An 11790-nucleotide genomic window follows, 5' to 3' on the forward strand; every position below is an offset into this window, starting at 1 on the left:
CGTGAGTGAGCCGTTCGATGTTAAGCGTTTTACCGACCGCACTGTTTTCGCGGGTCCGCATTTTTCTTGGCCGATTAAAGCCGCATGCTCTGCCCGTTGCCCGAAAACATATCCTCCTCGGCTCGATAGGTGCCGGTACGGGGCTGGCCGTCACCAGTATGTTCAGCCACTGGCTGCTGGGTGAGATGAATCTGTGGTTTATTGCGCCGATGGGGGCCTCTGCAGTGCTGCTGTTCGGCGTGCCGAGCAGTCCGCTGGCGCAGCCGTGGTCAATCGTCGGGGGGAATGTGGTTTCGGCGTTGATCGGTGTTACCGTCGGGATGTGGGTGCCTCAGCTTGCCCTGGCCTGTGGTCTGGCAGCCGGACTGGCTATCGCCGCCATGTACTTCCTCCGCTGTCTGCATCCGCCCGGCGGTGCCGTTGCGCTGACGGCTATCCTCGGCGGAGCGGGCGTACACAGCGCGGGATACCACTTTGTGCTGACGCCGGTACTGCTAAATTCGGCGATGCTGGCGCTACTGGCAATCATCTTCAACAACCTGGTCGGGCGCCGCTATCCCCACCCTCTGGCGGCTGAAGAGGTCAAACCCAAGGTTGTGCCGCTGGGGATCCCGGTGACTCGTGAAGATATTCATGCCGCATTACTCGACGGTCAGTTCCTGGATATTGATGAGGATGACGTGCAGGAACTGCTGGAAAACATCGAGCAAAAGGCACGTATGCGGATGGCCGCCGCGCCGAAAGCATAACGGCACGGGGCCCGGGAAGGTTAAAGCTCTCCGGTCATATATTGGGCGACGCCGCGGCCAAAACTCCAGTCGCCTTTCTGGTTACCGATCACGGAAATCATCAGGTCATCAGCGCTGAGTCCGCAATGTTCCTGCAGCTCAGCGAGCAGGGTGGCATAGAAGAGCTGCTTTTGTTCTTCGCTGCGCGGGCTGGTGTACACCCGCACGACCAGCAGCTTGTTGCTGCGCGTGAATCCCAGTCCGGTATCCTCAATCACCATATGGTGGGCCTTGTTTTCGTGAACAATCTGGTAGCGATCGCGCTCCGGCACTTTAAACGCATGAATAACCGCGCGATGTGCGGCATCCAGCAGAGTATTAAGTTCGCGTTCGCTACGGCCTTCAATCACATCAAATATCAGTAACGGCATGGCAGGTACTCCTTACTTCCGCGGTTGGTAAGCTGACTTCCGCGATGCTAATCCATGTTCTGCCGGGCAAAAACCGCTATAGTGGAATTCATTGTTTATACAGGTGAACAATCGAGATGAATGAGATTCGCCCGGAGAGTTACTGGACCCATCTGTACTGGCTGACGGTGCTGGAAGAGCAAAAAAGCTATACCCGCGCCGCGGAAAAACTGGCGGTCAGCAAATCGGCGATCAGTCAGAAAATTAGCGAGCTGGAACGGATCACCGGCAAAAAGCTGGTGCATCGCACGACGCGGAATGTGACGCTCAGCGAGGATGGCCTGCGGCTGGTGGCGGAGCTGAACGAACCTTTCGGACAGCTGCGCGATATTTTTGCCGGTACCTGTGATGAAGGCGGGCCGCTGCGGGGAACGCTACGGGTCACGGCGCCGGTCGCCTTTTCCCGTCAACAGCTGGTACCGGCGATTACGCCATTTTTGCACCAGCACCCGCAGCTGCAGCTGCAGCTGGAGGTGACCGACCGGCTGGTATCCCTGGCCAGCGAGGGATTTGACCTGGCGATACGTCACTGCCGCCGCGAAGCGTTGCCGGAGACCCACGTGGCCTGGCCGCTGTGCAGTACGGCGACGCTGATCGTCGCCTCGGCAGAGTATATCCGCCGTTTTGGCCGTCCGGATTCCCCGGAGACGTTGCGCCATCATCAGTGTCTGACCTATCCGCGCGGGGCGCAAAGCCCGCAGTGGACGTTCGAGTCCAGCGAGCAACCGGCCGAACGGGTGAGTGTCAAGGTTCATGGCCCCTTCGCGACCAACAATAGCGAATCGCTTCGTGATGCGGTGCTGGCGGGGCTGGGTATTGCGCTGCTGCCTGATTTCAGCGCCCGGGAGGCCATCGGCCGTGGGCTAGTGCAGGAGTTGCTTCCTGGCTGGCGGCCGGTCGAGGTTTTCGCGCCAAATCTGTACGTTATCCGCCCCTATGCACCGCGCGTATCACGCGCGGTAGAGACATTCAGCCACTATTTGAAGCACACCTTCAGCTGAACAGCGCCAGCTGTTCCGCCAACGCCTGGTGAAAGCGGGGAAGTAACTCTGTTTCGCCGGGCAGCAGCTGCGCCAGCGTCACGGTTTTATCAGCACGATAGACCCGGCCACTGTTGAGGCGGGCTTCAAAATCGTTCGCGGCCTGATGCGCGCCGATCAGATCGGTATCCACTAAAATCACCGCATGCGCCAGGACAACATGTCCTCGATCATCGGCCAGCGGTCGCCAGTACTGGGCAGTACCGACAATTTTGCGGGCATGGTCACCCTCGCCGCAGGCCAGGTTGTAGCGCCCGTCGCAAAATGATCCTGTCACCGCCTGATAGTGACTCCCGACGCCAAACGTTGCCAGCGTGCGCTGAAGTAGCCCGCAGAGCTGCTGATAGATAGGTTCTGCCGCTTCGCCCAGCGGTTGCGCGATAGGCCAGGCGAGGCTGAGATTGATAATCCCGGGGCCCTGCGGGACCAGTCCACCGCCGGAGCGGCGAAGCCACACCGGCCAGCCGCGGCGGGAAAAAAGCGCGCTGACGGCGCTGAGCTCACTGAATTTGCGATAGCTGCCAGGCACCACCAGTCCTTGCGGCGCCTGCCAGATCTGCGCCACCGCATCGCCGCGGCGGGCCTGTTCAAACAGCGGCTGCTCAGCCAGCGTCGGGTCAGGGCAGTAGAGCAGCGGTAGCGGCTGGGGATGAAACTGTGCGGGCCAGCAGGCCGGGCGGTTGTCCTGAATCATAAGGTCTCCATGTACGCGGCGGTTCCCCGCCGCGTACCGCGCAATCAGGGGTGAGGGGTCTTTTTCATCAACATGGCGGTGACGGCAGAGAGCAGACAGCCGCCGGTCAGGTAAATCGCCACGCTGTGCCAGGAGCCACCGGAGAAGGTGACCAATGCTGCGGCAATAAATGGCGTAAAGCCGCCGCCAATGACGCTGGCGACCTGATAGCCGACGCCGGCCCCGCTGTAACGATAGCTGGCGCCAAACATCTCGGTGAACATCGGTTGCTGAACGCAAACCACCATATCATGGGCGATATTGGCCAACATCAGGGCGAAAAAGAGGATCCAGAAGTACGACTGACTCTCCAGCGCCATAAAGAACGGGAACGCGCTGAGCGTGCCGATTAGCGCACCGGTAATGTAGATCCGCCGGCGGCCAAAGCGATCCGCAAGCCAGGCGAAGCAGGGGATTGTCAGACAGCTAATCCCACCGACCAGCAGGCCGATATTAAGGAACAGTTCACGCGGTAGGCCGAGGTTCTGCGTTGAGTAATTCAGGGCGAAGGCGGTGACAATATACATGGTCAGCAGTTCGCACAAACGCAGGGCGATAATCAGTAAAAACGCCCCGGGATGACGAAACAGGGCTTCGACGACCGGCAGGCGCTTTTTGGCCGTCTTCAGCTGCGCTTCCTGCTGCTGATTTTCAAATTCGGCGGATTCGGCCATGCCGTTGCGGATCCACAGCGCAACTAACACCAGCACCACGCTGAACAAGAACGGCAGGCGCCAGCCCCAGCTGAGAAACTGCTCGTTGGTGGTGTTGGCGCTGATCAGCGAGACCAGGCCGGTGGAAAGCAGCAGACCCACGCCGTAACCCACCTGAACTCCGCTGCTGTAGAAGGCTTTTTTATTTTTGGGCGCACTTTCTACTGCCAGCAGCGCCGCGCCGCCCCATTCTCCGCCGACGGCGAAGCCCTGAATAGCGCGTAGGGTGACAAGCAGCACGGGGGCCCACCAGCCGATTTGATTGAAAGAAGGGAGCAGACCAATGCAGGCGGTCGCAATCCCCATCATCCAGACGGTCATCATCAGCATCCGTTTGCGGCCGAGGCGATCGCCGAAATGACCGAAGATAATGCCGCCGAGGGGACGAAACAGGAAGCCGACGCCGAAAGTTGCAAAGGCGGCCAGCGTACCCATTGCCGGGCTAATCTGCGGGAAAAATTCGCGGTTAAAAACCAGCGCGGCGGTAATGCCGTAGAGTAAAAAATCGTACCAGTCAACCACCGCGCCGGCAAAGCTGCCCCAGGCCGCTCTTCTGGCGCGATTGAGTGAACATGTCTCCTTGCCGGGGCGGGAGGAAATAAGCGTTGAGTCCATACCTGTCCTGTCTGTTGCCGTGTTTATCATTATTGGAATGAGACGCAGTCTTAGCGGCGTCTGTACAAAGACTACCGCGCTCCAGGATGAGAGAAAAGATTTTTACCGAAAGTGCTGCCTTAATGGCAAAAAATGTGCTTTTTATCGTCAGGCGTAAACACAGGTTCAGAGTGTTCTGGAAAGAGAAAATATTTTTAATCGAGAACCTCACAACCCGCTGCTGACGTCTTTTAAGAATTGACCTTAATGGTTTACAATTAACTTATCTCCAATTCCGGAATGGTGAGCTAAATGCGTCTACTTTTCGCAGTTTTATTTTGTGTTATGGTTTTGCCTAATGCTTTTGCAGAAAAACTGCCTGCCCCTACGGGGAAGCCCGTTTTAACCATTTCCGGCTTGATTGGAAATACAAATGCAGGCGATACCGCGGTTTTTGACCTGGCGGCATTAGAAAAACTGGGGATGGAGACCATTGTCACCACCACGCCCTGGTACTCAGGAAAAGTGCGCTTTGAGGGCGTTTCCCTTAGCAAACTCATGGATTTAGTCGGTGCCAGGGGCAAGACGGCCAAGGTTATTGCCTTGAACGACTATACGACGATGGTCCCGCTCGATGATTTTCGCCAGTTCCCTGTTATCCTCGCGCTAAAATTAAATGGCGAATATATGCACATCCGTGATAAAGGCCCTTTATTTATTGTTTATCCGTACGATAGCAGCCCTGAACTGCAAAACCAGGTTTATTATTCCCGTTCAGCGTGGCAAGTTTCAAAAATTATCATTGAGTAAGGGTTTGATCTTGAATCGAATACTTACCGGGATTATTTTGTCGCTGTTCATCATCACCGGATACATTACCTATCTGGTGCATGAGCGGCAAAGTGAGTTACAGAAATTAACCCGCTATACGGACTCCTGGTCAGTCGCCCAGATAGTATCCGAGTATATGCGGCTGGAGTCGAGTTTAGGCGCATTCGCACTTGGCGTGGAGAGCGCTGACCGCGATCAGGTACGTCTGCGCCTGGATATTATGTTGAGCCAGATTGAACTGTTGCAGCAGGGCGAACTGAGGAATTTTATTCATAAAGATGCCGGGCGCCAGGCTACCGTCGATACGTTGTTCGCTATTTTGCAGCAGCTCGATAGCGGGCTGGATAAAATGACACCTGCTCAGATTAAGACGGTGTTAGGCAAAATGAGAGAGATTGACGGCCCGATGACCTCGCTCGCCTCCACCTCGCTGGTGCAGGGGATTGACGTTGTTAATCATACTCACGATAAAATTCAGAATCTGTATTACATCTATTCAATTATCTCCATCCTGTTGATTACAACCTGTATCACGTTGGGCCTGTTGATGCTGCGGCAGAATAACAATCTGCGGCGTGCCCATGTGCGAATGAAGCTGCTGGCCGACGATCTGCAGCTGTCGAAAGAGAAGCTGCAGGTGCAAAACCGCCGTCTGCAGTACGATGCTTACCATGACTCGCTGACCGGTATGCCGAATCGGCTCTCCTTCTGGCAAAAGTTGCAGGAAATTGTCAATCAGGTCAGGCCTTACGATGGCTGTGCCGTGGTGATGCTTTTCGACCTCGATAATTTTAAAGATGTAAACGATACGCTGGGCCACGATTCCGGCGATAAACTGCTGCAGGAACTGGCCAGCCGCCTGTCGTTTTTCCGTAAAACTGCGGAAACTCTCTATCGTCTGGGAGGCGATGAATTCGCCCTGATCTCCTGTGACCTGAGCGAAGAGATGGCGCTGGAACGGGCGATGGTGATCCGGGAAAAAATCATCCAGCCCTATCAAATCTATGACTCGATGATCAACATCGATGCCTGCATCGGCATCGTGCTTTCCGATCGTGAAACGCGCACCGATTATTTATATAAATGTGCCGATCTGGCGCTGTATGAGGCGAAAAAAGAGGGCGCAGGTACCGTCAAGGTCTTCCGCGCCGGCATGCTGCAACGTCTGCAGGAGAATAAATCGTTCGAGGATGATCTGCTGCAGGCGCTCGGTAATGGTGAATTCCGGGTGTATTACCAACCGATAGCCGACACGGTCAGCGGTGAAATTTACGGTTACGAAGCGCTGGTGCGCTGGTTCCATCCGGTACGCGGCGTGGTTCCGCCGAGCACCTTTATTCCGATTGCCGAGAAAACGGGCATGATAAACGCCCTCGGCGAGTGGGTGCTCAGCACCGCCTGCGAAGAGGCGGCGCGTTGGTCATCGCCGCTTAAGGTCTCGGTAAACGTGTCGCCTATTCAGTTGATTAACAGCTCGTTGACCGATGTGATTGTCAGCGTATTGAAAAAAACGGGCCTCGATCCGCATCGTCTGGATCTGGAGATTACCGAGTCGGATGTGTTCAATGAAAACACCCGCTCTTTAGAGATTCTCAGCCAGCTGCGTGAGCTGGGGATCCAGATTTCGATTGATGATTTTGGTACCGGCTACTCGTCATTGTCGCGGTTGAGCTATTTCCCGTTCGATAAGATAAAAATCGATCGCTCGTTTGTGATTAATATTCCGCTGCAAAAAGACGATCTTGATATTGTGCGTCTGATCATCAGCATGGGAAAAAGTTTACATATGCGTATTGTCGCCGAAGGCGTCGAAACAGAAGAACAACTCCATTCGCTGCAACAATTAGGTTGCGATCTGGTTCAGGGTTATCTAATTGGTAAACCCGGCCCCCTGAACACGCCGGTAAAATAAATCATCTTCTCTCCTGTCTTATCGCGGATCTGATTCACAGGTCCGTCCATTCTTATATTTCAGAAAAACTAACCCTTATTGAGTATTAACGGGGGTAGAAAATTCTCATCTTTAAAAATAATACCCTTAGTGATTAAAAGGGGTATATCATATGCAACATATTTCACCGTTCCCACCGCACGCAAGGGTGCGGAAAGCGAGGCCGAATCATGCAGCGAATTATTATTCCCACCCACTATGTTCATACGCGAACTACGCCCCTGTGGACGACAGAGACGGCGCCCGCCTCTATCTGGCAGCGGCATCTTGATGCCGGAACCCGGCAGGGAGTCTATCCCCGTCTGGCTGTGATGCAGGGGGCTATCCGCTATTACGGCTATGCCGATGAGACCAGCCCGCAGCCGGTGGAAACGCTGACCATTGAAGCCGGACAGTTTGGCGTATTTCCGCCGGAGAAATGGCACCGAATTGAAGCATTGACTGAAGACACCGTCTTCAACGTAGATTTTTATGTCGATCCTCAAATTCTGATAGAGGGATAAGGCTGCACGTATGAACAACGAAAATAGAGGTTATTCACTGGCTGTTGCTAATGGCAACAATAATGACAGACAAGAGAAAGTCTATTTGAAGCCGATGGCGCTATATATTCCCGCCATGGCCGAGCAGGCGCTGGCAGAACTTGTTGCCCCGCTGTCGTCTGACAATAGCCAGGGGAAGGGGTTCACGCTGTCGGTGACCAATAATAATAATGGTGTATCGGTGGATAAAGAGTTTGCCTCCCTGAATGAGCTGCAGGCGCCGGGGGTGGCTGCCGATGCCGTCAAAGATCTGATTAATATCGTGCGCGGTTATGAATCGGATGAAGAGACCAACGTCTGCGGCTGGTAGTTTACAAGCGAAATATCGGGCAGACACCCCGGGTGTCTGCTTTCTTCACCGGCCAGCCCATCTTAGCTGGCGGTATTGTCACTTCCGCTCTTTCCGCTGTCACCTGAAAAGCAGCATCTGACGCTCCTTCGGATCGATTTTCGTACGACAAGCTTATTGTCCCGGCACGGATCCGTCGCCTGCCGTTCCCTCGCTTTATGCGCGTTTTTATTTGTAAATATAACTAACTAGTTGGTTATGTGATTGCTGTCGTATTTACCCAACATATTAATTTCTATAATGCTTTGTTGAGAAAAATGATGCTCAACTTATCTGGTTTAACGTTTTTCAGGCACAAAACACTGAGGTCACACAGATGAGTCAACCCGACAGCCGTAAACTATCCCTCAATACCGCCACGGTGCGGGAGAAATGGACACTTGATCAGATCATTGAAGGCTGTGCCCGGCATGAGATTCGCGGCATTGCGCCCTGGCGCGATCAGGTCCAGGCGCTGGGGCTGAAAGAGTCCGCACGTCTTATCCGCCACCATGACCTGCTGCTGAGCGGCTATTGTCGCGGCGGTATGTTTCCCGGCAGCACCCCGGAGGAGCGTCGGGAGAAGGCTCTGGATAACCGGCGGGCAGTGGATGAAGCTCTGGAGCTTGGCGCACCTTGCCTGGTGCTGGTGGTCGGAGGGCTGCCTGCGGGATCGAAAGATTTACTCGCCGCCAGGCAGCAGGTGCGTGATGGGCTGAGTGAACTGCTGGACTACGCGCGCCCGCTCGGCATGCCGCTGGCGATTGAGCCCCTGCATCCGATGTACGCCGCCGAGCGCGCCTGCGTAAATACGCTGGCCCAGGCCAACGATCTTTGCGACGAACTAGGCGACGAGGGGCTGGGTATCGCCGTGGATCTCTATCACACCTGGTGGGATCCGCAGTTTCAGCAGCAGATTGAACGGGCAGGCGTCGATCGGCTGTTGGCTTTCCATATTTGCGACTGGTTAGTGCCCACTACGGATATGCTGCTGGATCGCGGCATGATGGGGGACGGAGTTATCGACATTCGTAGCCATCGCCAGGCTATCGAGGCGCTGGGCTACAGCGGTCTGCACGAAGTGGAGATATTCTCCCGTAACAACTGGTGGCAGCGGGACCCGGATGAGGTGCTTGCTATCTGCAAGCAGCGGCACCGCGAATTTGGCTAGGGGAGGGGGTTCCCAGAGCGGTGACTCTGGGAAATAAACGCCTCGTCGCATAATACTCAGAGGCCATAAACCGTCAGCAGATTTTTCATTCGCCGGGTAGCCAGCTGCGGATCTTGCAACAGACCTGCCTGGTCCGCCAGGCGGAAAATTTCGGCATAGTGGCTAATCTCGCGTGCCGCCTGCATGCCGCCGGCCATCGAGAAATGACTCTGGTGACCGTTGAGCCAGGCCAGAAATACAATGCCCGCTTTGTAATACTGCGTCGGCGCTTTAAAGATTTCCCGCGACAGGGCGACAGTGGGGTTCATCAGCCGATAGTATTCCCCGCTATTGCCCAGCGCCAGTTCGTTGAGTGCGGCGGCGGCTACCGGGGCGATAGCGTCGAAAATACCTAACAGCGCATGCGAGTAATGGCCATCCTCTCCGGCAATCAGTTCGGGATAGTTGAAATCGTCGCCGGTGTACATTTTCACCTGTGAAGGCAGGCGCTTACGGAAGGCGACCTCTTTTTCTTTACTCAGCAGCGAAATCTTAATGCCTTCCACTTTATCAACGTTGTTGGCGATGATCTCCAGCACGGTATCCGCGGCGGCGGCAAAATCCGTCGACCCCCAGTAGCCGGCTAACGCCGGGTCAAACATCTCTCCCAGCCAGTGGAGGATAATTTTATCCTGGCTTTGTTCCAGCAGACGGTTATAGACGGCAAGATAATCCTGCGGCGTTTTTGCCACTTTGGCTAAGGCCCGGCTGGCCATCAAAATGATTTTGCCGTTATGTTGTTCGACCAGTTCCATCTGCTCTTCATAGGCCGCGATAACCTGTTCCAGCGTGGTGGCGTGGGCCGCCTCCAGCTGATCGGTCCCCACGCCGGCAGCAAGATCGGCACCGGGTACGGTTTGCGCCTCTTGCAGCGAACGGATAATCAGCTCTTTGGCGATCTCCCAGCTGACTCCCATGCCGCGCTGGGCGGTATCCATTGCTTCGGCAATATTAAACCCAAGTCGCCAGAGATGGTGGCGATAGGCCAGCGTCGCGTCCCAGTCTATGCGCGGATTGTTCAGCCAGTCCGCTCCCTGATGCTGCGGGTCGATCACCACGTGGGCGGCGGCATAGGCGATACGGTTAAACGCGGGGATGATAACCGTCGGACGTTCTTCTGTGGTCACGAGCGGATAATTCGTCATGATCCCTTGTGGGGTTGGCAGGTGAATGCTAAGCATATTGACTCCTCAGTTAAGTATCTATTTAGTTACTTTTAGGTGTACTTTTTGCCCGCGGAAAAGTCAAGATACTCACGACTAAAGTGATAAGCCGGGCAGCGAATGGTGAGCTGACCGCTGCCTGTGATTGCAATATTTGTCGATTGGTTAACAACAATTATTTAACTGGATTGACAACCATATTTATCCAATGTAGTAACTATCTGGTTATTTAATTAATGTGTTCGAATGTCGTGAGAAACAGACGGCATGACTAATAGCTGGCAGGAGGATGACCATGTATTTGACTGAAACCCATCAACAGATCCGCGAGATGACCCGTAAGTTTGCCGACGAAGTGATTCGGCCTCAGGCGGAAGAGCTGGACAGAGAAGAGCGCTTTGCCGCGGAGATCTACCAACAAATGGGGGAGCTGGGGCTGTTCGGTATCACCGTTCCGGAAGAGTATGGCGGCGTCGGACTGGATGCGGTGGCCTATGCCGTGGTGATGGAAGAACTGTCGCGCGGTTACGCCTCGATTGCCGATCAGTGCGGCCTGGTCGAGCTGCTGGGAACGCTGTTATCAAAATACGGGGATGATGCGCAACGCGCCCAGTGGCTGCCGGGCCTGCTGAATGCCTCGCTGAAAGGGGCCTATTGCATCACCGAAGCCGGGGCCGGTTCCGATGTCTCAGGAATTAAAACCACCGCGACCCGTACTGCGGATGGCTGGGTGCTGAACGGGAGTAAGCTGTGGATCCATAATGCGCCGGTGGCCGATGTGGCCTTTGTGCTGGCGCGCACGGATAAAGACGCTGGTCACCGCGGCATGAGCATCTTTATTGTCGATTGCTCCCGCGATGGCGTCTCCCGTGGCCCGAAAGAGCACAAAATGGGTCAGCGTTCATCGCAGGTGGGCGAACTGCATTTCAACCAGGTCAGACTGCCGGAACACGCGCTGCTGGGGCCGGAAAACCGCGGCTTTCACATTATGATGAGCGTGCTGAATAAAGGTCGGGTGGGCATCGGCGCGCTGGCAGTCGGTATTGCCCGCGCCGGGCTGGAAGCGGCGATTGAGTATGCGAAACAGCGCGAACAGTTCGGCAAACCGATTGCTGATTTCCAGGGCGTGCAGTTTATGCTGGCGGATATCGCCAAAGATACCGAAGCCGCTCGCCTGCTGGTGCACAGCGCGGCCTATAAAATTGACACTGACGCCGCGGATACTTCGATTGCCTGCTCGATGGCGAAATGCTTTGCCGGCGATGTTGCGGTGCAGCACAGCGGCAATGCGGTGCAAATTTTTGGCGGCGGCGGCTATATTCGCGGCGTGGAGGTGGAACGCCTGTACCGCGACGCCAAGATAACTCAGATCTATGAAGGGACTAACCAGATTCAGCGCATGATTATCGGTCGCAATTTACTGGCGTAATCCTCTGTTACCCGGAAGAACAGGCACTCCAGACGGGGTGCTTTTTTTTTGCCTGTCA

At 55.2% G+C, this 11790-nt stretch carries 12 protein-coding genes; 8 read left to right on the forward strand and 4 right to left on the reverse strand.

Going from position 1 to position 11790, the window contains the following annotated elements:
- The first annotated feature begins 17 nt into the window (after nucleotides 1–17).
- Nucleotides 18–749, forward strand: coding sequence for an HPP family protein (locus Q1L34_RS08390; protein WP_004864493.1), 732 nt, complete (start codon nucleotides 18–20; stop codon nucleotides 747–749).
- Between the two features lie 20 nt (nucleotides 750–769).
- On the opposite strand, the gene Q1L34_RS08395 is transcribed toward Q1L34_RS08390, so the two are convergent.
- Nucleotides 770–1159 (reverse strand): tautomerase family protein, encoded by a 390-nt coding sequence (locus Q1L34_RS08395; protein ID WP_004864491.1) that lies wholly within the window; start codon nucleotides 1157–1159, stop codon nucleotides 770–772.
- A 116-nt stretch (nucleotides 1160–1275) separates the two neighbouring features.
- On the opposite strand from Q1L34_RS08395, the gene Q1L34_RS08400 reads away from it, so the two are divergent.
- Entirely contained in the window at nucleotides 1276–2199 is a 924-nt protein-coding gene (locus tag Q1L34_RS08400; RefSeq protein WP_015583950.1) for a LysR family transcriptional regulator, read from the forward strand.
- Here Q1L34_RS08400 and Q1L34_RS08405 read toward each other — a convergent pair.
- Nucleotides 2192–2932, reverse strand: a complete 741-nt coding sequence (locus Q1L34_RS08405) for a lipoyl protein ligase domain-containing protein (RefSeq protein WP_004864487.1) — start codon at nucleotides 2930–2932, stop codon at nucleotides 2192–2194. The two genes, Q1L34_RS08400 and Q1L34_RS08405, sit on opposite strands and share 8 nt — an antisense overlap.
- 44 nt (nucleotides 2933–2976) lie before the next feature.
- On the reverse strand, nucleotides 2977–4299 hold the full coding sequence (gene shiA, locus Q1L34_RS08410) for a shikimate transporter (RefSeq protein ID WP_004864485.1): 1323 nt from the start codon (nucleotides 4297–4299) through the stop codon (nucleotides 2977–2979).
- Nucleotides 4300–4590: 291 nt separating this feature from the next.
- Here shiA and Q1L34_RS08415 point away from each other — a divergent pair, with 291 nt between their 5' ends.
- The 5 genes from Q1L34_RS08415 (at nucleotide 4591) to Q1L34_RS08435 (ending at nucleotide 9101) form a co-directional block, all read left to right on the forward strand.
- Nucleotides 4591–5088, forward strand: coding sequence for a putative pterin-binding protein (locus Q1L34_RS08415; protein WP_004864483.1), 498 nt, complete (start codon nucleotides 4591–4593; stop codon nucleotides 5086–5088).
- A 10-nt stretch (nucleotides 5089–5098) separates the two neighbouring features.
- Nucleotides 5099–7021 carry a putative bifunctional diguanylate cyclase/phosphodiesterase gene (locus tag Q1L34_RS08420; protein ID WP_004864480.1) on the forward strand — a complete coding sequence of 641 codons (1923 nt, stop codon included), beginning with the start codon at nucleotides 5099–5101 and terminating at the stop codon, nucleotides 7019–7021.
- A gap of 209 nt (nucleotides 7022–7230) precedes the next feature.
- Entirely contained in the window at nucleotides 7231–7563 is a 333-nt protein-coding gene (locus Q1L34_RS08425; protein ID WP_004864478.1) for a TehB family protein, read from the forward strand.
- 10 nt (nucleotides 7564–7573) lie between these two features.
- Nucleotides 7574–7912, forward strand: a complete 339-nt coding sequence (locus Q1L34_RS08430; protein ID WP_004864476.1) for a DUF1869 domain-containing protein — start codon at nucleotides 7574–7576, stop codon at nucleotides 7910–7912.
- A 355-nt stretch (nucleotides 7913–8267) separates the two neighbouring features.
- Nucleotides 8268–9101: a sugar phosphate isomerase/epimerase family protein gene (locus Q1L34_RS08435; protein WP_004864474.1), complete on the forward strand. Its 834-nt coding sequence runs from the start codon at nucleotides 8268–8270 to the stop codon at nucleotides 9099–9101.
- 56 nt (nucleotides 9102–9157) lie between these two features.
- Here Q1L34_RS08435 and Q1L34_RS08440 read toward each other — a convergent pair whose 3' ends face one another.
- Nucleotides 9158–10321 (reverse strand): dihydrodipicolinate synthase family protein, encoded by a 1164-nt coding sequence (locus Q1L34_RS08440; protein WP_069475792.1) that lies wholly within the window; start codon nucleotides 10319–10321, stop codon nucleotides 9158–9160.
- A 277-nt stretch (nucleotides 10322–10598) separates the two neighbouring features.
- Between Q1L34_RS08440 and Q1L34_RS08445 the strand changes: the two genes are divergently transcribed.
- Nucleotides 10599–11732: an acyl-CoA dehydrogenase family protein gene (locus Q1L34_RS08445; RefSeq protein WP_327204451.1), complete on the forward strand. Its 1134-nt coding sequence runs from the start codon at nucleotides 10599–10601 to the stop codon at nucleotides 11730–11732.
- Nucleotides 11733–11790 lie beyond the last annotated feature (58 nt).

The sequence above is a fragment of the Klebsiella ornithinolytica genome (genome assembly GCF_030505655.1).
Taxonomy (GTDB): Bacteria; Pseudomonadota; Gammaproteobacteria; order Enterobacterales; family Enterobacteriaceae; genus Klebsiella; species Klebsiella ornithinolytica.